Below are 25,573 nucleotides of genomic sequence, written 5' to 3' on the forward strand. Positions count from 1 at the left end.
TAATCCTTAAAATTACTATTGTCGTTGTGATTGTTATTGACTGTTTTTATTTATTATCATTTTTGATGAAATTGCAATAAGTTGTTCTACTTCAATTAGAAGTTTATTTCTTTTATCGTTATCACCTTCTTTAATATAATTCAGAATTTTTAATGAGTTTCTTGATTCTTTTAACTCTTTTGCTACTAATGAAACTTTAAAAATAAAATCTTTATCAGTAATTGTACCTTGGGCTTCTCCAAAATTTAAGGAAGCACTTCCAGATGATCTGATTAATTGATTTTTATAGTATTCATTTTCAAATAATCTCTCCAATTGCCTTGTAAAGAAAATACATTCTCCTGCAAAACGAACTAACCTATCTTCAAAATTGAATATTTTTTCCATTAAGTATTGATTTTTGCAATTGATATTGATTTTTGAAATTTATCTCCCTCCAAATATACTACTTCCAATTCGAACCATGGTACTACCGCATTCTATGGCTAGTTGGTAATCTCCGGACATTCCCATCGAAACAGTATTCGGTTTACAGTTTACAGGTTTTGTAGCTTGTAAAGAGTCAAAAATAGACTTTAAATGTGTGAATTCTTTTTTTATTTGGTTTTGATTTTCTGTAAAAGTTGCCATTCCCATTAAACCCAAAATTTGAATGTTTTTCATATTATGAAAATCTTCTGAGGCTAGGAGTGATACAAGTTCTTTTTCGTCAAGACCAAATTTTGTTTCTTCTTCGGCAATATGCATTTGAAGCAGGCAATCTATAACTCGGTTGTTTTTTAACGCTTGTTTATTGATTTCCTGCAATAATTTTAAACTATCAACACCATGAATTAAACTTACAAACGGAGCCATAAATTTTACTTTATTCGTTTGTACATGTCCAATCATGTGCCATTGGATGTCTTTTGGCATTTCTTCCCATTTGTCTGTCATTTCCTGGATTTTATTTTCTCCAAAAATGCGTTGACCAGCTTCGTAGGCTTCCATTAAATCGGTAACGGGTTTGGTTTTAGAAACCGCAACTAATGTTACATGTTCAGGTAGAGAAGCTTTTATGGTACTTAGATTTACTTTAATAGACATTGTCTTTTTGTTTTTTATGAAATGATAAATTGCTTTGAGATTTTCTCTGCTTTTTTACTTTCACTATAATCATAGAATCCTTCACCAGATTTCACTCCTAATTTCCCTGCTCTAACCATATTTACCAATAAAGGACATGGTGCGTATTTAGGATTTTTGAAACCGTCGTACATTACATTTAAAATAGCTAAACATACGTCAAGACCAATGAAATCGGCTAGTTGAAGAGGTCCCATTGGGTGTCCCATTCCTAGTTTCATTACTGTGTCTATTTCGTAAACGCCAGCAACTTTATTATATAACGTTTCGATTGCCTCATTTAGCATAGGCATTAAAATTCTGTTTGCCACAAAACCTGGATAATCGTTTACTTCAACTGGAGTTTTACCTAATTTTACAGATAAGTCCATGATGATTTTGGTAACTTCATCGCTGGTATTGTATCCACGAATAATCTCTACCAATTTCATAATTGGCACAGGATTCATAAAGTGCATCCCGATAACACGCTCAGGATGTGCTACAACAGCTCCGATTTGTGTTATAGAAATAGATGAAGTATTGGTCGCTAAAATTGTATTATGTGAACAAGCTTCGTTTAATTGCTTAAAAATATTCAGTTTTAGATCGATGTTTTCTGTTGCTGCTTCTACAACTAAATCAACACCTACAACACCATCTTTGATGTCGGTATAAGTAATAATATTAGTTATTGTTTTAGCTTTTTCTTCTTCAGTAATACTTCCTTTTGCAAGCATTCTGTCTAAATTAGCGGCAATAGTTGCCATTCCTTTATCTAATGATTTTTCGGAAACATCAATTAGTTTTACTACAAAACCACTTTGTGCAAACGTATGAGCGATTCCGTTACCCATTGTTCCTGCACCGATTACAGCAATTGTTTTCATATTATTTAAGTACTATATTTTATAATTTTAGCCACAAACTCACAAATTAATTCGTGAATTTATGGCTAACTTTTTTAAGATTATTTTATTTGTTAAAACAGTCAATAATTTGGTAAGCTACTCTTAAAGCATCTGTTGCTTGTTCTAGAGTTACCACTGGAGCTGTATTTGTATTGATTGCATTTGCAAAAGATTCTAATTCATCAAGAATTGCGTTGTTTTGCTCTACATCTGGATTTGTAAAATAGATTTGTTTTTTTACACCTTCGGCATTTTGTAAAATCATATCAAAATCACCTGGAACTTCAGGAGCATCTTTCATACGAACAACTTCACACTTCTTTTCTAAAAAGTCAACCGAAATATAAGCATCTCTTTGGAAAAAACGTGTTTTACGCATGTTTTTCATCGAAATTCTGCTTGCTGTTAAGTTGGCAACACAACCGTTTTCAAATTCAATTCGGGCATTGGCAATATCTGGAGTGTCACTAATAACTGAAACTCCACTAGCATTGATACTTTTTACTTTAGATTTTACGACGCTTAAAATGGCATCGATATCATGAATCATTAAATCTAAAACTACTGGAACATCTGTACCACGAGGATTAAATTCGGCCAAACGATGTGTTTCTATAAACATCGGATTTTCAATCATGTTTTTTGTCGCTATGAATGCTGGATTAAAGCGTTCTACATGTCCTACTTGACCTTTTACGTTATATTCTTTTGCTAAAGCGATAATTTCTTCAGCTTCTTCAACAGTATTCGAAATAGGTTTTTCGATAAAGATATGTTTTCCTGATTTTATGGCAACTTTAGCACATTTATAATGGGATAATGTTGGGGTTACAATATCAATTACATCTACAGCGTGTATTAACTTGGCAATTGTATTGAAATTTTTATAACCGAATTCTTTGGAAATTTTCTCGGCGTTTTCTTGATTTTGGTCATAAAAACCAACTAATTCATATTTATCAGATTGTTGTAATAAACGTAAATGTATTTTACCTAAGTGACCAGCACCTAAAACTCCTACTTTTAACATGAGAATGTATTTTTAACAAAAATATAATTTATTTGTTGAAAGTGAAAGTGAATGCTTTAAAGTTTTAGTAATTTAATATTTAAGAATCAATATTTGAATTACTATTTACTTTCTTATTTTTACCAAAAATTAAATAATAAACATTGAAAGACACTGCCAAACATCAAGGACTTCGGAATCAATTAGTAAGCACTTTACAACAAAAGGGAATTACCGATAAAGCTGTTTTGGAAGCGATAAAAAAAATTCCAAGACACCTTTTTTTGAACTCTAGCTTTGAAGATTATGCTTATCAGGACAAGGCTTTCCCGATTGGTGCGGGGCAAACTATTTCTCAACCTTACACTGTTGCGTTTCAATCGCAGCTGTTAGAAGTTAAAAAAGACCATAAAGTATTAGAAATTGGTACTGGGTCAGGGTATCAAACTGCAGTATTATATATGTTGGGTGCCAAGGTATTTAGTGTCGAAAGACAAAATGAACTGTTTAAAACAACATCTGTTTTATTTCCTAAATTAGGAATTCGTCCGAAACACCTTTCATTTGGAGATGGTTACAAAGGATTACCTACTTATGCACCATTTGATAGTATAATTGTAACTGCCGGAGCGCCATTTATTCCGCAACCATTAATGGCACAATTAAAAATAGGAGGAAGGTTAGTAATTCCGCTAGGAGAAGACGTTCAGATTATGACGTTGTTAATTCGTAAAAACGAAACACAATTTGAAAAACATGAGTTTGGAGAATTTAGATTCGTTCCTTTATTAGAAGATAAAAATTAAAATATTTTTGGTATTGTTAGCCAAAAAGTAAAGAATTTTACCATTAAGAAATTAAGTTTCATTAAACTTCTGATTTCTTAATGGTTTTTTTAGCCACAGATTTTTCAAATTAAAATGATTTCTCGATTAAGTATCTTAGTTTTATTTTAGATTAAACTTAATTTTTCTTAATTTCTTAATGGTGAAAAAATAAATGTTCAAAATTTAACAATGTTGTTATTGAGAAACCAATTGGATGGCACGTTGTAAATTTTCCTTTTCTACTTGTGCAACATAGTTTATAAAAATAGATTCATCATTTTGATTTTGACTTTTCTCAAGAATGCTTAGGTATTCGTTTTTATGTTCTGTATCTCCTTGTATTGTTGCAAAGACATAGCCATTTTGTATTAATATCCAATTCATTAATAAATGAGCTATTTGTGTGTTTCCACTTTCAAATGGGGTAATTTTTATAATTCTTAAGTGTACCTCAGAAGCTAATAATATTGGATGTAAGCTGTTTTTATTCGTTTCAAACCAGCTAAAAAAGGAAGTCATTTCGCGAATAATGAGGGCGTCATTTTTATATTTTCCTGCATGGTCAGGTTTAATTCCTCTTGAAATCAAGTTGTGGATATTCAATAATTCTTTTTCGTTAACAGGGCTGTTTTTTTGAGTCAAATCTTTGATATAAGAAATGGTTTCATGATGGTTTACAGCTTGTAGGTGTTCCCGCATGGTTTTGCCTGCAATTGTTAACCCTTCATTAATTACCGCTTTGGTTTCTTGTAATGTTAATGAGTTATCGTTGAGACGATTACTTTCGTATGTAAATTCAAGCTCAAGAATTTTTGAAATTCGATGTAGTTCAAATTGCTGAAACGATTGAACTTTCTTTTTTAAAATTTCAATTTCATCCAAAACGTTCTGTAGCGTTGATAATATTACCGAAGCAACTACTTTTTTGTTATTTTGAATTTCGATTTCTGCAAGATGTAGTGCTTTAAGTGCAAATTCTTCTTGACCGATTTCGTGTATTATTTTTTCTTTTAGCCAAAGAATTAATAAGTTTTCAAAATCAATTTCAAGCAATGAGGCAAGTTTAACGATTTGTTCCCTTGTGGGCTTTCGGGTACCGCTTTCAAATTTACTTATTAAAGCTTGGTCAATTTCTAATAACTGCGCTACTTCTCGGGTTTTAAATCCTTTTTTCTCTCTGGCATTTTTAAGAATCGTTTTCATTTTAAAAAGCAGGTTTTAATTGTCAAGACAAGTTTAGTCATTATTTTTTAAATAAAAAAAGCATCAAATTTATTCGATGCTATTTTAGGATTTATTTTGGAAGAAATTATTTTTTAGGAAGCGTTCCGTCTTTTTTCATTTCATTTACGACAGTTCTCATAATATCATCTACTGTTGCACCTATATCTGTTATATCTGACGATTGTGTGGTGCCTGTCCAGATTAATTTATTGTGTTTTAAAGAGAAAACGTTGGTTTCTACAATATAAAATGTGTTTTCTACATAATAACCTGGAGAATAGAAATCAGTTGCGTACATACCGTACCAACCACCAAAAGCACCTCCATATAAACCATTATAGCCACCATAATAAATACTAGTATCAATTCCTGGGACATAATCAGTTTGTTTTTCTTTGCTTACCAAGCGCATGGTAACTACACCATCAAAATTTTCGTCGTTTAATATTTTTAGTTTCTGATCATTTGTTAAGTCATTATTAATCTGATTTAAGAATTGATAAGAAGTATGGAAGATAGGGCTGCTGGCAGCAATTCTGTTCTCCGTAATTCTTCGTGTTTCTTCATCTTTGACTAAAGCTACGACTAATACTTTTTTGAAATTTTCAGAACTAATTGTTATTTTAGGATCTCTCCAGCTGCTAACAATTGTAGAACTAGTACCGCAACCATAAAGTAAGATGACGGTTAATACAACAAATATTCTTTTCATAAATTTGAAATTTAGAATTTATTGTAGTAAAAATAAGTATAAAAATCGAGAAATAACTCTTATTAAAAGAGGATTAAAAATTAGAAAGCTTTTTTAATTCTATCTAAATCACGTTTGGTATCTTGTTCTTTTAAAGATTCGCGCTTGTCGTAGTTTTTCTTTCCTTTACAAAGACCGATTTGCAGTTTTGCTAATCCTTTTTCATTAGTAAATAGTTTCAAAGGGATGATTGTTAATCCTTTTGCTTGTACACTTTTCTGAAGACTCTTCAATTCTTTTTTATTCAAAAGCAATTTTCTTTCGCTTCTTGACTTATGATTGAATTGATTTCCAAAAGCGTATTCTTCTATATAAGTGTTTATGGCAAAAAGTTCATTACCACTAAATTCACAAAAACTCTCGGTAATATTTGCTTTACCAAGACGTATTGATTTGATTTCGGTTCCCGCTAAAACAATTCCAGCAGTATAGGTATCTATTATTTCGTAATCGAAACGGGCTCTCTTATTGAGTATATTGACAGTTTTTAACATAGGATTGCAAATGTAGAATAAAAAAGAAAAACTTTAATGAAATCAAAGATAATTAAAGATTTTTTTAAACCTATGATTTTAATCATTCTTCAGGAAAAACCTTACACTTAAGTTTGTTAAATAATTTATAACAAAAACTTAAAAACATGAAAAAAATTTTAACATTAGTTAGTATTGTGTTAGTAGGCTTAACGGTAAAAGCTCAGGATGCAAATCAAGGTCTAAAAGGTGCATGGTTTGTAACATCGCAATTTGGTTACCAACAAACTAAAACAGACGATGTAAAAAGCACAAATTTATTAGTAATGCCAGTTGTAGGTAAATTTATTACGCCATCTGTAGCTGTTGGAGCAGGGCTTGGATATATTAATATAAAAGCAGATTCAGATAAAGGAACTGCTGCAAATTCTAATTTAATAGTTATTCAGCCTTTAGCTAGAAAATATTGGAATGTTGCTGGTTCTTTATATTTCTTCGGACAATTGGCAGCACCAATAATCACTGGAAAAGAAAAAGAAAGTGAATTAAAAGTAAACCAATTTGGTTTGTCTTTATCAGGTGGATTTGATTTCTTCGTGACAAAATATTTCTCAGTTGAGTTCTCTTATGATTTAGCTAATTTTACATCTACAACTTTAGATCCTAAAGATGGTTCTAAAACTACGGTAACTAATTTTGGTTTAGCACACGTTGCTAATGTTGATTCTTATTATAATGGGGCATTAGGAGGAAGTAATCCAAATTTAACTTCTCCACTTTCTTTCGGATTTAAATTCATATTCTAATATTTAGGAGATTATTTAAATTTCAATTTAGTAATTTTGTAAAAAAGAAAGACCGTACTCTTCATAGTACGGTCTTTTTATTATTTATTTAAAAAATATTAAATGCAAAATCAAGATAAAAATCCTCTACACGGAATCACCCTTCAAACAATACTAGAAAAACTAGTAGAGTATTATGGATTTGATACTTTGGGAGAATTAATTCCGATTAAATGTTTTTCTTCAAATCCTAGTATTAAATCTAGTTTGACTTTTTTAAGAAAAACTGATTGGGCTAGAAAAAAAGTAGAAGATTTATATATAAAATCGATTCCTAAATTTTCAAATTAATTTAACTTATAAGAAATCATTACACCACCACCGTAAGGTAACCATTCTCCACTTTTGTTGTAATCATGGGCTTTTTCATAACGACCTGGTGTACCGTCATTATAAAGGCCTTTATAAAAACCTTGGTGCCATCCTCCGCTAACAAAAAAATCTAGCATAAATTTATCATTTAGTTTCTTTTGATAGCCTAGTGTAGCTCCTAATCTATACCCAAAACCATCTTCGTACATATTACTATCCCAGTAGTTCCATTTTTGAATTTGATATATATCACCTCCAATATGACCACCGAAATATAAACCATTGAATTTCTCATTAAAATGGTAACGAACTTCCGGAGTAAAGGTGACAAATTTCATTGGGCTTTTTCCATCGAATGATTCCCAAAAAGAAGCCATTAAATCAACATTCAGAGTTAATTTTTTACCAATGCTTGTTTCTACGGCGATATCTGGAATTGCTACTAAAGCGGTAAGAGCATTTGCTTTAATGTAAGTTTGACTTTGGGATTGAATTGAAAATAGTAGAACGATTAGGGCAAATAAATTTTTCATAAAATCTAGTAATTACTAGCAATAAGTTAGTTTGGGTTGCTAGTTTTGGGTGCAAATATAACGGAATGAAATATGTTGTATTGTTATAAAGTTAAAATTTAACAAGAATCAATAAAAAAAGATATTGCTATGAATTACTTTTTGTTTAATAACGAATAAATTACGCTATCTAAAAAAATGCCTTCATAATATTCGACTTCTTTAAAATGCCCTTCTTTTACAAAACCAATTTTTTGTAATACTCTTTCTGATGCAAAATTATCAGGGTCAATGGCTGCTTCGATTGAGTGTAGTTTCATTTCATTAAAACCATAATCAATTACTGTTTTTACTGCTTCAGGAATAATTCCTTTTCCGTGAAGTTCAGGTAATAGCATATAGCCAATTTCGGCACGATAATGTTCTGGTTTTATTCTATAATAGCCAATAATTCCAACTACTTTGGAATCGCCTTTTAGTGTTATTCCCCAATTGATTCCTTCGTTAGTTTCAATTGTACTATCAATTTGAGCTATATGTTCTAATGCCTGTTCAGTAGTTTTTGTGAGTGGCCTTGGAATGTATTTCATAGTTTCAGGATTAGAACGAAGTGCTATAATTTCGTTTGTATCCTCATTGGTTACTCTTCTAATAATTAAGCGTTCCGTTTCGAGTACTGGAAATGGAGAAAAATTAAATGTTAACATAATATATCAAGATAAGATTATAGGATTTCGATACTAAATTTAGAATTAAATGTTTGATTTGCATCTAAAGTTACTATTCCTTCTTTTTCGAAAAGATTTCCTGTGTTTTCAGGAGTATCAGAATAACCAAACCAAGGTTCGATACAAATAAAACGAGCATTTTCTTTTGTCCAAATACCTAAACTAGGAAAATCTGCAAAATCTACTTTTATATATGGTTTGTTGTTTTCTAAAATGGTTAGCGAGTTTGATTCTAATGATTTAAAAATTAAAGCATCATTTTCAAATAGTTGATAATTTAGCTCAATTTGATTTTCTTTCGTTTCTAATTGTTTTGTTTTATTATATATCAAATCATTTTCGAGCAAAGAATATTTTAGAGGCTCTTTTTTTTCAAATTCTAAAGCATAATTTTCAAAATTCCCAAGTAGCGCAATTGCTGGATGTGCACCGATAGAGAATGGCATTTTAGAATCATTTTTGTTAAATATTTTATATTGGATGTCTAATTGAGAATCTAGTAAAGTATAAATTATTTGTAATTCAAATTCAAACGGATATACTTTCAACGATTCTGTATTAGATTGAATCGAAAATATTGCGCTTTCGTCAGTTTTAGAAACTAGATTAAACTCCATATCTCTTGCAAATCCGTGACGTGGCAAGTGATAAGATATATCATTAACGGTGTAAGTATTGTTTTTTAAAGTACCAACAATTGGGAATAAAACAGGGGAGTGTTTACCCCAAAAATCTGGGTTTCCTTCCCAAATGAATTCTTTATAATCGTTGTTTTTTAATGAAAATAATTCGGCTCCGGCATGTTTAATAGAAGCAGTAAGTTTTGAATTTGAAATAATTGTAGTCAAAATTTAGTTTTTGAATGGTTTAAGAATGAGTTGTAAATATATTTATAAATTTAATTTATAGGTAAAAAAGCTGATGAAATATTTTTTGATAAAATTGTATTAACCGGTAGGATTTAATTCATAAATAGCTTTTTTTTTCATTAATTTGCTAGATAAACAGCAACAAAAATGAAAAAACACTCTTTAAGAGCCTTGTTAACGATGGCTTTATTGTTTGGAATTTCGGCCACCTGGGCACAACAAGTTCCTACTGCGACAACTAATCCTATTTCTAAATATGATTATTATGATGCATTCTCTCCATTATTTTATTCTAAAAACGGAACAACAACCCGTTCTGCAAGTGGTCAGCCTGGTCCAGAGTACTGGCAAAACAGAGCAGATTATAAGATAACTGCGAAATTAAATGGAGTTACTAATGAAATTATTGGTACTGATGAGATTACATATACCAACAATAGCCCAGATAAAATGTCATTTGTTTGGCTTAATTTGGATCAAAATCTATTCAAAGAAGATTCAAGAGGAAATGCTGTAGTGCCATTAACGGGAAGTCGTAACGGTGCTCAAGGACAGGTTTTTGATGGTGGAAATAAAATTAAATCGGTAAAAGTTACTATACTTGGTAAGAAAAAATCGGTTGAAGTTGATGCTAAATATGTTGTTACCGATACAAGAATGCAAATTTTTCTTCCAGAAGAGTTAGCATCAAAAGGAAGCAGCGTTAAAATTAAAATTGATTTTTCTTATATAGCTCCCAATGAAGGATCAGATAGAACAGGAGTTCTTGAAACAAAAAATGGTAAAATATTTACAATAGCACAATGGTATCCGCGTATGTGCGTGTATGATGACGTAAGAGGCTGGAATACACATCCGTATTTAGGTGCTTCGGAATTTTACTTGGAATATGGTAATTTTGATGTAAAGTTGACAGTTCCTGCGAATCATTTTGTAGTTGCCTCAGGAGAATTATTAAATGCTCCAGAAGTGTATACTGCAGAACAACAAAAACGATTTAAAGATGCTGCACTAAGCGATAAAACGGTTATGATTCGTTCAGCCGAAGAAGTTGCAGCTGCAAAAGCTAATGGAAATGGAGAAAAAACATGGCATTATCAAATAAAAAATGCACGTGATTTCTCTTGGGCATCTTCGGCTGCTTTTATTTTAGATGGTGCTAAGATTAATTTACCTAGCGGGAAAAAATCATTGGCTCTTTCTGCATATCCAGTTGAAAGTGAAGGAAATGCTGCTTGGGGACGTTCGACAGAATATACTAAAGGTGCAATTGAAAATTACTCAAATAAATGGTTTGAATATCCTTATCCAGTTGCAACAAACGTAGCAGGGAATGAGGGAGGTATGGAATATCCAGGAATTGTATTTTGTAGTTGGGAATCAAAAGGAGAAGATTTATGGGGTGTTACAGATCATGAGTTTGGACACATCTGGTTTCCTATGATTGTAGGTTCAAACGAAAGATTATTTGGTTGGATGGACGAAGGATTTAATACATTTATTAATTCATTGAGTTCTGCCGAATTTAATAAAGGTGAATATAAAGATGCACCTAAGGATTTGCATAAAATGGCTGAGGCATTTACAAATCCTAAGTTAGAAACTATTATGAGTTCTCCAGATAATATGAAAGAGGCAAATATTGGGATGTTATGTTATTTTAAACCAAGTTCAGGTTTGGTAATTTTAAGAGAACAAGTATTAGGAAAAGAGCGTTTTGACACAGCTTTCCGTACTTATATAGATCGTTGGGCTTATAAGCACCCTACACCAGATGATTTCTTTAGAACAATGGAAAACGTTGCAGGAGAAGATTTAAGCTGGTTCTGGAGAGGTTGGTATGTTAACAACTGGCGTTTTGACCAAGGTATTAACTCAATTAAATATGTGAAAAATGACCCTGCAAAAGGAGTGATTATTACTATTGAGAACTTTGAAAAAATGGTAATGCCTGTTGTAATTGATGTGAAAACTAAAAGCGGAAAAGTTTCCAGAGTGAAATTACCAGTTGAAATCTGGCAAAGAAACGTAGAATGGTCTTTCAAATTTGACTCAACAGAAGAAATTGAAAGTGTTACTATAGATCCTGATCACGTTTTTCCTGATAGTAATGAGGCAAACAACGTATGGACGGCCGGAAGTGGTAAATTAGAAAAAGATGTTGTTTTAGACCCTTATTTAGGGACTTATTCTAGTAAAAAAACACCTTTAAAAATCACTTTTACCGAAAAAAATAGTGCTTTAACTGTAGAGCTTCCTAATTATCCTAAATTTCCAGTTCAGCCTGTTGCGAATGCGGCAGATACTTTTGAATCGGTGAGAGCTGGATTAAGATTTGCATTTACTAAAACTGGATTAAACATGACAATTTTAGAAAATTCGCAAGTATTAGAATTTACGAAAGAATAATTTGAATTGATAAATATTCAATAAAAATTATAATTTTTAGGCTTTTTTAAAGAGCAATAAAGATATAAATAATTAAAATCGGCTATTTGAGTTTAACTCAGATAGCCGATTTTTTATTAAAAGTTTAATTTTTAGTTGATTTTTTAAGTGTAGAAATGAGATAAATTGATAAAAGCAACATAATATTAAAAAAATGTTACAAATTATCAATAATGTATTGTAATTAAAAAAAAGATGTAAATTTGCACCAATGAATAAAATGAGTTTACATATAATTTCTATCTCACGGACAAACTTGCCTGTTACTTCTCCCGAAGTACGGATGCTATCTCTATAGCATTCACAAGAGTTTTTCGTCGTATGTATTTATATTCATTTTTTTGTTTTGAAATTACCTAAGTTGTCCTTTGGACAAACACATCCTACAAGTACATTTTATTTAAAATTATCTCAATGTCATCTTTTTGATATTAAGGGTTTTATGTATTTTTTATTTAATTTTGCTGAAGCAACTCTTGGGTTTCAGAAGAAAAATCATGTCTTATTTTTTAACCCTAACTTCAACTATTGAAATGAAGATCTCTATTGTTGTAACACAAGAAGAACATTATAAATATGCGCAAGAAATATGCGATACTATAGAGTCGTCTGCCTTATTGAGAGGTACCGGAATTGCCAAAAGAACTCCTGAATATATCCAGAAAAAGATGGAGAACAGAGATGCATTGATTGCTTTGGTAGATGGTAAATTTGCAGGTTTTTGCTATATCGAAAGTTGGCAACATGGCAAATTTGTGGCTCATTCTGGTTTGATAGTACATCCAGATTACAGAAATTTAGGTTTAGCCAAAAAAATTAAATCTAAGGTTTTTGATTACTCATTAGAAAAATTTCCAGATGCAAAAATATTTGGAATCACAACTGGTTTGGCAGTAATGAAAATTAATTCAGATTTAGGATACAAACCAGTTCCTTTTTCAGAACTTACAAGTGATCCAAGCTTTTGGGCAGGTTGCAAAACTTGTACAAATTATGAAATATTAAAAAGTAAAGAAAATAAAATGTGCTTATGTACAGGAATGTTGTATGATCCAAAAGAAAAACAAAAAGATCCGCCAAAACATCCTTTTAACGTAAAAGTACTCAATAGATTAAAATCAATTAAACAAGCCCTTTTCTTAAAAAAATAAAATTATGAAAAAAGTTGTATTAGCTTATAGCGGAGGATTAGATACTTCGTATTGCCTTAAATATTTAAAAAATGAAAAAGGATATGAAGTCCACACTGTACTTATTAATACAGGAGGTTTCGATGAAGAAGAATTAAATGCTATTGAAGAAAGAGCTTACGAATTAGGAAGTGCACAACATGCAAATCTTACCATCGTAGATAAGTATTATGATAAAGCTATAAAATATTTGATTTTCGGAAACGTATTAAAAAATAATACTTATCCATTATCTGTAAGTGCCGAGCGTGTTTTTCAAGCTATTGAAGCAATAAAATATGCTAAGAAAGTAGGAGCAGAGGCAATTGCACACGGAAGTACAGGAGCAGGAAATGACCAAATTAGATTTGACTTAATTTTCCAGACAATTGCCCCAGAGATTGAAATAATTACTCCAATTAGAGATTTAAAATTGTCAAGACAAGAAGAAGTAGATTATTTGTCTAAAAATGGCGTACATTATTCTTGGGAAAAAGCACAATATTCTATCAATAAAGGACTTTGGGGAACAAGTGTAGGAGGAAAAGAAACTTTAACTTCTGGTACACCATTACCTAGTGAAGCATATCCTTCGCAATTGCAAAAAGAAGGGGAAGAAAAAGTGACTTTACATTTTGAACAAGGAGAATTAGTTGGAATAAATGGTAAAACAGATAAACCATCAAATAATATTGTAGCGCTAGAGAAATTAGCAAATGCATATGCAATTGGTAGAGATATTCACGTAGGTGATACAATTATCGGTATTAAAGGAAGAGTAGGATTTGAAGCTGCTGCTCCGTTAATTATCATCAAAGCACACCATTTATTAGAGAAACATACACTTGGTAAATGGCAACAATATTGGAAAGAGCAATTAGGAAACTGGTACGGAATGTTATTTCACGAAGGTCAGTTTTTGGATCCAGTAATGCGTAACATCGAAACGTTTTTGCAAGACACGCAAAAAACAGTTAATGGAGTTGTAACTGTTTCGCTTAAACCATATCATTTTTCGCTTGACGGAATCGAATCAGATAATGATTTAATGAACACAGGATTTGGTCAATACGGAGAAATGAATAATGCATGGACATCAGACGATGCTAAAGGGTTTATTAAGATTTTAGGAAATGCTCAAAATATATTTTCATCTGTAAATCACTTAGACTATGATTAATGTTGGTATAATTGGCGGTTCAGGCTATACAGCTGGGGAGTTGATAAGAATATTGATGTATCACCCAAATGTAAACATCGATTTTGTATACAGTACAACCAATGCTGGAAAGCCACTTCATGTAGCGCACCACGATTTATTGGGAGATATCGAAATGGATTTTACAGATGCTCTTAATCCAGATGTAAATGTGTTGTTTTTGTGTTTAGGTCACGGAAGATCGATTTCGTTTCTTAAAGAAAATAAATTTGCGGGTCATACTAAAATTATTGATTTAGGAAATGATTTTAGATTAAACAAAGACGCTAATTTTGATGGAAAAGAATTCATTTACGGCTTACCAGAACTGAATAAAACCGCTATCAAAAAAGCACAATTCATTGCTAATCCAGGTTGTTTCGCAACAGCAATTCAACTAGCATTATTACCATTGGCAAAGAATGAGCTTTTAAATAACGATGTACATATTAATGCAACAACAGGGAGTACAGGAGCTGGAGTAAATCCTTCAGAAACGACACATTTTAGTTGGAGATTAAGTAATATGTCACATTACAAAGCATTTGATCATCAGCATTTGGGAGAGATAAACCAAAGTATAAATCAATTGCAGGCAGATTATTCAAACGAATTGTTGTTTATTCCGAACAGAGGAGATTTTGCAAGAGGAATTTTTGCAACTTTATATACAACTGTCGAAGAAAGTTTAGATGAAATCGTAACGAAATACGAAGATTTTTATAAAAACGAACCGTTTGTAACCGTAACGACTACCAATATCAATATGAAACAGGTGGTACAAACGAACAAATGTATCATAAGTTTAACTAAAAAAGGAAATCGGTTATTGATTACTTCAATAATCGATAACCTAACCAAAGGAGCTTCTGGGCAAGCAATTCAAAACATGAATTTAATGTTTGGATTACCCGAAACGACAGGTTTACATTTGAAACCAAGCGGATTTTAAAGAAATTGAAAGATTTAAGAATTAAAAGATTAAAAAATTATTTCAAAGTTTAATCTTTTTAATTAATTCATCTCGCAGAATCTTTAAATTATTCAATTTTTAAATCTTTAAATAATTAAAAGAATGAACTTATTTAACGTATACCCACTTTATGACATAACACCTGTAAAAGCATTAGATTGTACTATTACAGATAATAACGGAGTAGAGTATTTAGATTTATATAGTGGACATGGAGTAATTTCTATTGGACACACACAACCAGATTATGTAGCAAAACTTAAAAATCAATTAGATAATTTAGGTTTTTATTCCAATGCAATTCAGAATCCTTTGCAGGTAGAATTAGCTGAGAAATTAGGAAAACTTTCAGGATTAGAAGATTATGAACTGTTTTTATGTAGTTCAGGAGCAGAGGCGAATGAAAATGCTTTGAAACTAGCTTCATTCCATAACGGAAAATCAAGAGTTGTAGCTTTTGATAATTCTTTTCACGGAAGAACTTCGGCAGCAGTTGCAGTTACAGACAATAAAAAAATTGTAGCTCCAATAAATGCACAACAAGTAGTTACTTTTTTACCTCTTAATAATATCGAATTAGTAGAAGCAGAACTGGCAAAGGGAGATGTTTCGAGTGTAATTATTGAAGGAATTCAAGGAGTAGGAGGTTTAGACGAAGGAACAACTGAGTTTTTTCAGGCTTTAGAAAAAGCTTGTAAAAAATACGGAGCAGTTTTAATCTTAGACGAAGTACAATCTGGTTATGGAAGAAGCGGAAAGTTTTTTGCGTACCAACATCACAATATTAAAGCCGATATTATTTCGGTTGCAAAAGGAATGGGGAATGGATTTCCAGTTGGAGCCATTTTGATTTCGCCAGAATTTGAAGCTAGTTTCGGATTATTAGGAACTACTTTTGGAGGAAGCCATTTGTCTTGTGCCGCAGGAATTGCGGTTCTGGATGTAATCGAAAAATTGAAATTACAGGATAATGTAAACGAAGTTTCGGCTTACTTTTTTGAGCAAATCAAGCAAGTTCCTCAAATCATAAAAGTAAAAGGAAAAGGATTAATGCTTGGTGTAGAATTCGATTTTGAAATTGGCCCGCTTCGTAAAAAGTTAATTGTCGAGAAACATATTTTTACAGGAAGTGCTAACAACAAAAAACTATTGAGAATTTTGCCACCATTAACTGTGAAGAAATCTGATATAGATACCTTTATCGTTGCATTAAAAGAAAGTTTAGAAGAGCTTCAATATTAAATGAAAGCATTAAAAAATATTTGGGGTGTTATATTGGTAATTAGTGTTTTACTACCGATGTTGCTTTTTCTGAATCCATTTGCGTGGGGAATGAGAAGAGCCCCTGATTATGTTCCTTCTGTAGGACTTGAAAAAGTTTTAGGAAGAATGCAAAAAGAAATCAATAAACAAGAAGACATAGAAATTGATACTTATAATAATGAAGTTGATTTGTGGTATTTGAGAGATTGCGAAAATCTAAAGCTAGATTCTTTAGATAATTTTAAAATTGAACTTTCAGAAATCAAAAATGATTCTTTCATTAAAGAAAAAATTAATAAATATGCACCTTTGATTGAGAAAGAAATAGGCTGTAAATGTTATGATTCTTTGGTGTTTACTTATAAATTGAAAGAAGATAAAGTTCAGCCAAATGAAGAAAATGCTTTAGCTAAAAAATATAATTTAGTAAAGGAAAGTGAACCAAAAAAAACAGTTTATGGATTTAAAATTAAAGAACATGAACAATAATTTTTTGATTTCAGATTTGTTTCTCAAATATCAATCATTAGCATATTTGATTATCATTTTTTGGGCGATTTTAATTAGTAGCTTTCAAAGTTTATTTGTTATTTGGAAGCATATAGAAATGATAAACCTAATTCTTTTTTTTGTGTATTTTTTAATTGGATTATCTTCTGTTATAATATTGATAATGCAAATTTCAAGGATTTATTTTTCCTCGGATAATAGTATAAAAAGGAGAGTATGGATAGTAGTAAATATTTTACTTTATTACGGAGTTTTATACGCAGATTTATATCTCTCAACACAAACTAGATTTTAGAAAACAACCAAAAACAACCAACTACAAAAATTATGAACCACCATTTATCAATTGAAAAACGAAATTTGGTTTTACTCTCGATGGCAAAGCTTGTCGAAGAAGAAAGAAACCAAATTATTCTGACGAATCAAGCTGATTTAGCCGCTTACAATGGCGAAGATTTAGCAATGGAAGAACGTTTAAAAGTAGATAGCGCCAAGATTGACGAAATGATTCTGTCATTGAATCAATTGGCTTCTCAGGAAGACCCAGTTGGCGTGGAAAGGTTTCATTTTGTACACGATAACGGAATTAAAGTCAGTAATAAAACAGCAGCTTTTGGTACGATATTGATTATTTACGAATCAAGACCCGATGTAACCATCGAGGCTGGTGGAATTGCCTTTAAATCAGGAAATAAAATTTTGCTAAAAGGCGGAAAAGAAGCACTAAAATCCAATTTAAAGATTGTGAGTTTATGGCATCAGGCTTTAGCAGCGCATAATGTTTCGACAGAATGGGTGGAATATCTAAATTTTACTCGACAAGAAACTCAAGCTTTTTTAGAAAAACCAACACAAAAAGTAGATTTAATTGTACCACGTGGAGGCGAAAAATTAATAGAGTTTGTAAAAGCACATGCTACTTGCCCTGTAATCGTAAGCGGACGAGGAAATAATTTTGTTTATGTTCATAAAGAAGCAAATACAGATATTGCATTGAAAGTGATTCTGAATGCAAAAACATCCAAAATTTCGGCTTGTAATGCTGTAGATAAAGTTTTGGTAGATTCACGATTGCCAAATTTTGAGGGTTTTCTAGCCATTTTAATAGAAGAACTAGACGAATCGAAAGTTGAAATTATTGTAGATAAAACATTAGAATCTTTTGCAAATACAAATGTTCTAAAAGATGAAGATATTTGGTACGAAGAGTTTCTTGATTATAAAATCGTATTAGGAACAATCGATTCAGAACAAGATGCTATTGCAAAAATAAATAAGTATTGTGGCGGACATTCGGCTGCGATAATTACAAGAAATAATGATGTTGCCCAAGAATTTATGGAATCAATAGATGCAGCAGCAGTTTATCATAATGCATCAACTCGATTTACCGATGGAGGACAACTGGGCTTAGGCGGAGAATTAGCCATAAGCACAGATAAATTACATCAGCGGGGACCAATCGGATTGCAACATCTGGTTACCAATAAGTGGTATATTTACGGAGAAGGGCAAATACGATAATTAGACTTCTTAGATTGTTAGACTATCTTAGATTATTAGATAGTTAGATTTCTTAGAATTTAAGTCCCGAGGCTTCGGGATAGATTAATGATTCTCGATTGTTGGAATTTAGAATTTAAAATTTGGAATTTAACTATAGATATAGCTTTGCGAACTTAGCGTTTGTAAACACAAACAGAATATAAAACCTTGCGCCGTTTGCGGTAAAAACGTTTACAATATAAAAACTTAGAGCCTTAGTAACTCAGAACCTTAGCCACTTAAAAAAAATGACTAAAAAAAGGATTTTATTAAAAATAGGAAGCAATACACTAACCAAAGAAACCAATCATATTTCGAGAGGAAAGATTGAAGATATTGGAATGCAAATTGCTGCTTTAAATGACAAATACGAATTTGTAATCGTAAGTTCCGGAGCTATTGCAGCAGCGAAACAATTTGTGAAACTAGAGAGCAAAGGCAAAGAGATTATTGTAAAACAAGCTTTGGCATCGATCGGACAACCTCATTTAATGCGGATTTTCCATGAGAACTTCAGTGATTTAGGATTATTGACTTCGCAATGTCTGCTATCCTATTCAGATTTCGAAAAAGAACAATCCAAAATCAATATTGTAAACACAATTAATGTTTTGGTCGAGAATAATTACATTCCGATTATCAATGAAAATGATACCGTTGCAACCGACGAAATTCAGTTTGGAGATAACGATAAATTAGCAGCATTAACGGCAGTTTTGTTAAATGTAGATATCTTGATAATTGCGACAAATACAAGCGGAATTTACACGAAAGAATCTATACATAATGAAATGCCAGAAACGATAACTTTAGTAAATGATCTGCGGCTTTTAGAAAAAGAAATCGGAGAATCTAAATCGTCACACGGAACAGGAGGAATGCAATCAAAAATTGAAGCAGCGGCAATCGCCAAAGCAGCAAATATCGAAACCTGGATTGTAAACGGATTAGAAGATAATTTTATTCTAAAAGTATTAAAGGATGAAATTCCTTTTACCAAGATTGTATAAAGATGTTGATTTGTTTAATCGTTTATTCGTTTAAATGACAAACTATCTCTTTAATTCGAATTATGATTATTAAAAAGGAACACGGATGATACGGATTTTTAGAAATTATAATAAGAAAGAAAAGAAATCTGTTTTTATCAGCGTTTTCGCAATTGCGAATCAGTTTAATCAGCGTCCAAAAAACACAACAATAAATAAAGAAAACATAAACTATATTTTTAATTCAAATTATGATGATTATCAAAAGAAGAACGCGGATGATGCGGATTTGCTAAGGCAAAGACACAGATAAAAACAGATACTATTCTTAAAAATGTTGATTTGCTTAATCGGTGATTCGGTTAAACAATTAAACAAAAAACGATTAAACAATATATTATGAACTATATTTCAATTCAAGATATCAACTCATTATCAAAATGGGTTAAGAGTGCGTTAAAAATCAAGAAAAAACCACTAAAAAACCAACACCTGGGTAAGAATAAAACTTTAGGAATGTTATTTTTCAACCCGAGTTTAAGAACACGTTTAAGTACTCAAAAAGCAGCTATAAACTTAGGGATGAACGTGATGGTAATGAACTTTACCAACGAAGGCTGGACACTAGAGTTTGAGGATGGAGCGATTATGAACTCAGGAGCTTCAGAACATATTAAAGAAGCTGCCGAAGTAGTTTCACAATACTGCGATATTATTGCTATTAGAGCCTTTGCAGGATTATTAGATAAAGAAAAAGACTATGCAGAAACCGTTATCTCGGGATTCTTAAAATACGCTACAGTTCCAATCGTAAATATGGAAAGTGCTGTTCGTCACCCAATGCAATCTTTGGCAGATGCTATTACAATGGAAGAGTTTAAGACTAAGCATAAGCCAAAAGTAGTATTGTCTTGGGCGCCACATCCTAAGGCATTGCCACAAGCAGTTGCTAACTCATTTGTAGAAATGATGCAAATGCAAAAAAATGTCGACTTTGTGATTACACACCCTGAAGGATACGAACTAAGTCCAGAAATCACCAAGGATTCGAAAATAGAATACGATCAGGACAAAGCATTTGAAAATGCCGATTTTGTGTACGTAAAAAACTGGAGTAATTTTAACGATTACGGAAAAGTAACTAATTCAGATCCAAATTGGACAGTTACTGCCGAAAAAATGGCATTAACCAACAACGGAAAATTCATGCATTGTCTTCCAGTTCGTCGTAATGTAATTGTAAGCGATGAAGTTTTAGATGGCGAAAATTCAATTGTAATCGAGCAAGCCAATAACAGAACATACGCAGCACAATTGGTGTTACAGAAGATTCTTAAAAAGTTATAAATAAAGGTACAAAGGTGTAAAGGGATAGAGTTTTTTTTAAATAAAAGTTTAAATGAGTAAAATAGAAGAGATTATTTTAATAAATTCTAAGCTTTCAACTTGGAATTTGATATATAAGTATTTTGATATAAAGTGGAAAATAAGATTAATTTTGGTTTCAATATCTAGTTTGATATTTTGTATGTTAGGTTTATATTTTCTTCATATGAATATCTTTTTTACTATTTTTTGCTTTATTGTAGGAATTATTTTGGCAATATATTTTTTAAACTTTTCAAATGAAAAGGAAAAAATAATAATACAACAAAAATATGTTTATGTTCATTTAGAATTTGAAAAGTTTAGTTATAAAGCTATTCGAGAAATTCAAGAAGAAGAATTTAAAAAATCACTTAATAATGAAAAAATCTTTAATAAAGAAAATCTTTTATTTTTAATTGAATGTATTAAGAGGGAAATTGAGAATAAAAATTTCAAATATTCATTTTTAGTTAATTCTGTTATTATTTTAACAGGTATATATTTTGGGGCTTTTCTAGGAGGCTTTGTGAATTTTGCTAAAGAACTAAAAGATTATCTTGAATTTTATAAAGTAATTGGAGTGCTAATTTTTTTAATGTTAGTACCTATTATTTTATGCATTGAAATGACCTTTCTAAGAGATTTGATAGAGACTAGAAGAATAAAAAGAAATAGATTAGTAAGAATTTTAGAGAATATATACTTAGAAAAATACGCATCATAGTTTTTTTTAAGTTCAATCTATCACAACCTTTGAACCTTTGTCCCTAAGAACCTCTGAACCCATAAAAATATGCAAGTATCATTAATAAAAATTGGCGGTAATATAATCGATAATCCATCAGAATTGGAGAAATTCTTAACTGATTTCTCTAAGATAGAAGGACATAAAGTATTGATTCACGGTGGTGGAAAATCGGCTACAAAAATGGCCGAAAGTATTGGTTTAGTTCCGCAAATGATAGATGGTCGTCGTATAACCGATGGAGCAATGCTGGATGTTGTCGTGATGATTTATGCAGGACAAATCAATAAGAATATTGTAGCACAATTGCAGGCAAAAAACAATAATGCAATTGGATTTTCGGGAGCCGATGGAAATTTAATCCAATCGACAAAAAGAAACCACCCAACAATCGATTATGGTTTTGTAGGCGATGTAAAACAAGTAAATACAAGTTTATTGGCTACATTGCTAGAAAACAATATTGTTCCAGTTTTTTGCGCCATTACACACGATAAAAACGGACAATTGCTAAACACAAATGCAGACACAATTGCAAGCGAGTTAGCAATTGCATTATCCGAAAATTTTGATGTTACGCTTACCTATTGTTTTGAAAAACAAGGTGTTTTGTCAGATTCAGAAGACGATGATTCGGTTATTACCGAAATAAACGCCGAATTATACGAAAAACTAAAAGCCGAAAAAGTAATTCATTCCGGAATGATTCCAAAACTAGACAATTGTTTTAATAGCCTGTCTAAGGGAGTTCAGACCATAAAAATTGGACATCATAGTATGTTGCAAAATTCCAATATATTGCATACAACTATTAAATTATAAAAGAAAAAAGTTGCTAAGTTTCTAAGAAACCAAGACTTTTGTAATCTTAGAAACTCAGCCCCGAAGCTTCGGGATAGACTTCAGTACCTATCAAAAAATGAAAAATATAGAAACGCTTACTCAAGAAGCAATAGCATTATTAAAAAGTTTGATCGAAACCCCATCTTTTTCAAGTGAAGAAGATCAAACGGCACTTTTAATCGAAAATTGGTTCAATCAAAACGAGATTCCTTTTAAAAGAGAGAACAATAATGTGTGGGCTTTCAATAAACATTTCGACAAAAATAAACCAACACTATTACTGAACTCGCACCACGATACAGTAAAACCCAATCAAGCATATACCAACGATCCGTTTAAAGCAATTGTAAAAGACGGCAAATTATTCGGTTTAGGAAGCAACGACGCAGGAGGTTGTTTGGTTTCGTTATTGGCGACGTTTGTACATTTTTACAATAATGAAAACTTACCTTATAATCTGGTAATCGTAGCTTCGGCAGAAGAAGAAAGCAGCGGAAAAAACGGATTAAACAGCGTTTTACAACATTTACCAGAACTAGATTGCGCCATAGTAGGAGAGCCTACATTAATGCAATTGGCAGTAGCGGAAAAAGGATTATTAGTTCTTGATGTAAAAGTAAAAGGAACAGCAAGCCACGCTGCACACCAAAACGACGACAACTCATTATACAACGCTATTCCCGTAATGGAATGGTTCAGAAACTATAAATACGATAAAATATCCGATGTTTTAGGACCGGTAAAAATGACCGTAACCCAAATAAACGCAGGGAAGCAGCATAATGTAGTGCCGTCAGAATGTGATTTAGTAGTCGATATTCGTGTAACCGATTGTTACTCCAATACTGAAATTCTAGAAGTGGTAAAAGCTAATGTAAAAGCCGAAGTAACACCACGGTCTATGCACCTTAACGCTTCCTCAATACCAGTTGAGCATGGTTTAGTACAAGCCGGAATCGCTTTAGGAAGAACAACTTATGGTTCACCAACGCTTTCCGATCAATCGGTTTTAAGTTGCCAGTCATTAAAACTAGGACCAGGAGAAACATTACGTTCACACTCGGCAGACGAATTTATTTTTATCAACGAAATCGAAGAAGGAATCGAATTGTATATTAAAATACTAACCGATTTCTTTAAATTATAGTAGCATCTTTTCTCATCCTGAGCGGAGTCGAAGGATAAGGAGCTATTTCCCGCTATTCGTTACAATCTTTTCCTGGCTAAAGAAGCCAGAAAAAGGATTTTCACTGCTATCGGGGCTAAGGCATTTAGGAAATAAAGAAACATAGTAATAAAATTAAACTTTGTGAATCTTTGAGTTTTTCTTTGAGAAACTCTGTGAAACAAAACAATATACAGCTTATGAAACTTTGGGAAAAAGGAATTGCAACAGACAAACAAATCGAACATTTCACTGTTGGAAACGATAGAGAACTAGATTTGGTTCTGGCAAAATACGATGCATTAGGTTCAATAGCTCATGCAAAAATGCTGGGACAAATCGGACTTTTAACAGCCGATGAAACCAATTCGTTAGTAGATGCATTAAACGAAATTATTGTCGATGCCGAAAAAGGAAATTTCGTAATCGAAGATAGTTTTGAAGACGTACATTCCAAAATCGAATATTTGCTAACAGTAAAACTAGGCGATGCAGGAAAGAAAATCCATACGGCACGTTCACGTAACGACCAAGTTTTAGTCGATGTGCATTTATACCTAAAAGATGAAGTAAAAGCATTAAAAGAACAAGTAAAAAGTCTTTTTGACTTGTTAATGGAATCTGCCGAGAAACATCAAAATGTATTATTGCCAGGATATACACATTTGCAAATAGCAATGCCATCATCATTCGGGATGTGGTTCTCAGCCTATGCCGAGAGTCTTATCGACGATATTACGATGCTAAATGCAGCTGCCAAAATTGTAGATCAAAACCCACTAGGTTCTGCTGCAGGATACGGAAGCTCGTTTCCTATAAACAGAACATTTACAACGCAAGAACTAGGTTTTGAAACCTTAAAATATAATGCCGTAGCAGCACAAATGAGCCGTGGTAAAGCCGAGAAAACTGTTGCTTTTGCTATGAGCAGCGTTGCAGCAACGTTGTCTAAATTTGCAATGGACGTTTGTTTGTATATGAGTCAGAACTTTGATTTTATCAGTTTGCCATCACACCTTACAACAGGTTCAAGCATAATGCCACATAAAAAGAATCCAGATGTATTTGAATTGATACGTGGGAAATGCAATAAAATCCAAGCATTACCATATGAAATCACGTTGATCACAAACAATTTACCAAGTGGATATCACAGAGATTTGCAGCTTTTAAAAGAAGGATTGTTTCCAGCAATCCAAAACCTTAAAGCTTGTTTAGATATTGCGATTTTCTCTATAAAAGACATCACCGTAAAAGACCGTATTCTAGACGATAAAAAATATGATTACCTATTTACAGTAGATACATTAAATGAAATGGTTGTAGCAGGAATGCCGTTTAGAGATGCTTACAAAGAAGTAGCTGAACAACTAGAAAACGGTACGTTTAAGTCGCCAAAAGAAACTAAACATACACATGAAGGAAGCATCAATAACTTATGTTTAGATGCCATAAAAGATAAGATGAAGAGTTCTTATTAATTCAGGAAAATGCGCTATGAAATCATAGCGCATTTTTTTAGGTTAAAACCTTTTTTATTGAAAACAGAAAATTCATGCTAAATACATATATTTGATACATAGTTATCTTAACCCGTTGGGTGTAATTAATTTTAACACATAGAAACATAGGTTTTGTATTCTCAAAGTAGGCGTTTCACTTATTTTAAATGCACATAGCAAAGCTATGTGAAAGAAAAGTATTTCTTTTTGTATTCTTTTTTATACATAAAATCTATGTTTCTATGTGTTAAATGAAATTTTTACGACCGAACGAAGCGAAGAGACGAAGT

At 31.9% G+C, this 25,573-nt stretch carries 26 protein-coding genes; 16 read left to right on the plus strand and 10 right to left on the minus strand.

Going from position 1 to position 25,573, the window contains the following annotated elements:
- Positions 1–33: 33 nt before the first annotated feature.
- The 4 genes from SHI72_RS05185 to SHI72_RS05200 all read right to left on the minus strand — a co-directional run bounded on the left by SHI72_RS05185 (position 34) and on the right by SHI72_RS05200 (position 3,045).
- On the minus strand, positions 34–387 hold the full coding sequence (locus SHI72_RS05185) for a four helix bundle protein (RefSeq protein WP_039113064.1): 354 nt from the start codon (positions 385–387) through the stop codon (positions 34–36).
- A gap of 39 nt (positions 388–426) precedes the next feature.
- Complete coding sequence (locus tag SHI72_RS05190; protein ID WP_323489264.1) at positions 427–1,086, minus strand: YggS family pyridoxal phosphate-dependent enzyme; 660 nt, start codon at positions 1,084–1,086, stop codon at positions 427–429.
- A 14-nt stretch (positions 1,087–1,100) separates the two neighbouring features.
- Positions 1,101–1,994, minus strand: a complete 894-nt coding sequence (locus tag SHI72_RS05195; protein ID WP_323489265.1) for a 3-hydroxyacyl-CoA dehydrogenase family protein — start codon at positions 1,992–1,994, stop codon at positions 1,101–1,103.
- A gap of 85 nt (positions 1,995–2,079) precedes the next feature.
- Positions 2,080–3,045: a Gfo/Idh/MocA family protein gene (locus tag SHI72_RS05200; RefSeq protein ID WP_039120207.1), complete on the minus strand. Its 966-nt coding sequence runs from the start codon at positions 3,043–3,045 to the stop codon at positions 2,080–2,082.
- A 143-nt stretch (positions 3,046–3,188) separates the two neighbouring features.
- Between SHI72_RS05200 and SHI72_RS05205 the strand changes: the two genes are divergently transcribed.
- The gene (locus SHI72_RS05205) at positions 3,189–3,830 is read left to right on the plus strand and encodes a protein-L-isoaspartate(D-aspartate) O-methyltransferase (RefSeq protein WP_035620917.1); all 642 of its coding nucleotides are present in this window, start codon (positions 3,189–3,191) and stop codon (positions 3,828–3,830) included.
- A gap of 216 nt (positions 3,831–4,046) precedes the next feature.
- Here SHI72_RS05205 and SHI72_RS05210 read toward each other — a convergent pair whose 3' ends face one another.
- From SHI72_RS05210 to smpB, 3 genes are all read right to left on the minus strand, one after another.
- Entirely contained in the window at positions 4,047–5,054 is a 1,008-nt protein-coding gene (locus SHI72_RS05210) for a helix-turn-helix domain-containing protein (RefSeq protein ID WP_323489266.1), read from the minus strand.
- Between the two features lie 106 nt (positions 5,055–5,160).
- Positions 5,161–5,787, minus strand: a complete 627-nt coding sequence (locus SHI72_RS05215; RefSeq protein WP_323489267.1) for a hypothetical protein — start codon at positions 5,785–5,787, stop codon at positions 5,161–5,163.
- A gap of 80 nt (positions 5,788–5,867) precedes the next feature.
- Positions 5,868–6,320 (minus strand): SsrA-binding protein SmpB, encoded by a 453-nt coding sequence (gene smpB / locus SHI72_RS05220; RefSeq protein ID WP_039113058.1) that lies wholly within the window; start codon positions 6,318–6,320, stop codon positions 5,868–5,870.
- Positions 6,321–6,466: 146 nt separating this feature from the next.
- Here smpB and SHI72_RS05225 point away from each other — a divergent pair, with 146 nt between their 5' ends.
- Positions 6,467–7,105: a hypothetical protein gene (locus tag SHI72_RS05225; RefSeq protein ID WP_323489268.1), complete on the plus strand. Its 639-nt coding sequence runs from the start codon at positions 6,467–6,469 to the stop codon at positions 7,103–7,105.
- 102 nt (positions 7,106–7,207) lie between these two features.
- Positions 7,208–7,435, plus strand: coding sequence for a VF530 family protein (locus SHI72_RS05230; RefSeq protein ID WP_323489269.1), 228 nt, complete (start codon positions 7,208–7,210; stop codon positions 7,433–7,435).
- Here SHI72_RS05230 and SHI72_RS05235 read toward each other — a convergent pair.
- From SHI72_RS05235 to SHI72_RS05245, 3 genes are all read right to left on the minus strand, one after another.
- Positions 7,432–7,989 (minus strand): DUF3575 domain-containing protein, encoded by a 558-nt coding sequence (locus tag SHI72_RS05235; protein ID WP_323489270.1) that lies wholly within the window; start codon positions 7,987–7,989, stop codon positions 7,432–7,434. The two genes, SHI72_RS05230 and SHI72_RS05235, sit on opposite strands and share 4 nt — an antisense overlap.
- A gap of 134 nt (positions 7,990–8,123) precedes the next feature.
- A complete protein-coding gene (locus tag SHI72_RS05240; protein WP_323489271.1) occupies positions 8,124–8,675 on the minus strand; it encodes a GNAT family N-acetyltransferase in 552 nt (183 codons plus the stop codon).
- A 17-nt stretch (positions 8,676–8,692) separates the two neighbouring features.
- Positions 8,693–9,544: an aldose 1-epimerase family protein gene (locus tag SHI72_RS05245; RefSeq protein WP_323489272.1), complete on the minus strand. Its 852-nt coding sequence runs from the start codon at positions 9,542–9,544 to the stop codon at positions 8,693–8,695.
- 168 nt (positions 9,545–9,712) lie between these two features.
- On the opposite strand from SHI72_RS05245, the gene SHI72_RS05250 reads away from it, so the two are divergent.
- The 13 genes from SHI72_RS05250 (at position 9,713) to argH (ending at position 25,262) form a co-directional block, all read left to right on the plus strand.
- Positions 9,713–11,974, plus strand: a complete 2,262-nt coding sequence (locus SHI72_RS05250) for a M1 family metallopeptidase (RefSeq protein WP_323489273.1) — start codon at positions 9,713–9,715, stop codon at positions 11,972–11,974.
- A 572-nt stretch (positions 11,975–12,546) separates the two neighbouring features.
- Positions 12,547–13,164, plus strand: coding sequence for a GNAT family N-acetyltransferase (locus SHI72_RS05255; RefSeq protein WP_039113092.1), 618 nt, complete (start codon positions 12,547–12,549; stop codon positions 13,162–13,164).
- A gap of 4 nt (positions 13,165–13,168) precedes the next feature.
- Positions 13,169–14,362 (plus strand): argininosuccinate synthase, encoded by a 1,194-nt coding sequence (locus SHI72_RS05260; protein ID WP_039113051.1) that lies wholly within the window; start codon positions 13,169–13,171, stop codon positions 14,360–14,362.
- Complete coding sequence (gene argC, locus SHI72_RS05265) at positions 14,355–15,332, plus strand: N-acetyl-gamma-glutamyl-phosphate reductase (RefSeq protein ID WP_323489274.1); 978 nt, start codon at positions 14,355–14,357, stop codon at positions 15,330–15,332. The genes SHI72_RS05260 and argC overlap by 8 nt, the downstream gene beginning before the upstream one ends.
- Positions 15,333–15,455: 123 nt before the next feature.
- Positions 15,456–16,595, plus strand: coding sequence for an aspartate aminotransferase family protein (locus SHI72_RS05270; RefSeq protein ID WP_039120215.1), 1,140 nt, complete (start codon positions 15,456–15,458; stop codon positions 16,593–16,595).
- Complete coding sequence (locus tag SHI72_RS05275) at positions 16,596–17,105, plus strand: hypothetical protein (protein ID WP_039120216.1); 510 nt, start codon at positions 16,596–16,598, stop codon at positions 17,103–17,105.
- Positions 17,106–17,453: 348 nt separating this feature from the next.
- On the plus strand, positions 17,454–18,650 hold the full coding sequence (locus SHI72_RS05280) for a glutamate-5-semialdehyde dehydrogenase (RefSeq protein ID WP_039120219.1): 1,197 nt from the start codon (positions 17,454–17,456) through the stop codon (positions 18,648–18,650).
- A 269-nt stretch (positions 18,651–18,919) separates the two neighbouring features.
- Complete coding sequence (gene proB / locus SHI72_RS05285) at positions 18,920–19,681, plus strand: glutamate 5-kinase (RefSeq protein ID WP_039120221.1); 762 nt, start codon at positions 18,920–18,922, stop codon at positions 19,679–19,681.
- Between the two features lie 378 nt (positions 19,682–20,059).
- On the plus strand, positions 20,060–21,007 hold the full coding sequence (locus SHI72_RS05290) for an N-acetylornithine carbamoyltransferase (RefSeq protein ID WP_039120223.1): 948 nt from the start codon (positions 20,060–20,062) through the stop codon (positions 21,005–21,007).
- Positions 21,008–21,059: 52 nt separating this feature from the next.
- A complete protein-coding gene (locus SHI72_RS05295) occupies positions 21,060–21,752 on the plus strand; it encodes a hypothetical protein (RefSeq protein ID WP_131450982.1) in 693 nt (230 codons plus the stop codon).
- 69 nt (positions 21,753–21,821) lie between these two features.
- On the plus strand, positions 21,822–22,595 hold the full coding sequence (gene argB / locus SHI72_RS05300) for an acetylglutamate kinase (protein WP_039120227.1): 774 nt from the start codon (positions 21,822–21,824) through the stop codon (positions 22,593–22,595).
- 97 nt (positions 22,596–22,692) lie between these two features.
- On the plus strand, positions 22,693–23,763 hold the full coding sequence (locus SHI72_RS05305; RefSeq protein ID WP_039120228.1) for a M20 family metallo-hydrolase: 1,071 nt from the start codon (positions 22,693–22,695) through the stop codon (positions 23,761–23,763).
- 218 nt (positions 23,764–23,981) lie between these two features.
- Positions 23,982–25,262, plus strand: coding sequence for an argininosuccinate lyase (argH, locus tag SHI72_RS05310; protein ID WP_039120229.1), 1,281 nt, complete (start codon positions 23,982–23,984; stop codon positions 25,260–25,262).
- Positions 25,263–25,573: the final 311 nt, after the last annotated feature.

Source organism: Flavobacterium sp. PL02 (genome assembly GCF_035013205.1).
In the GTDB taxonomy this organism is placed as follows: domain Bacteria; phylum Bacteroidota; class Bacteroidia; order Flavobacteriales; family Flavobacteriaceae; genus Flavobacterium.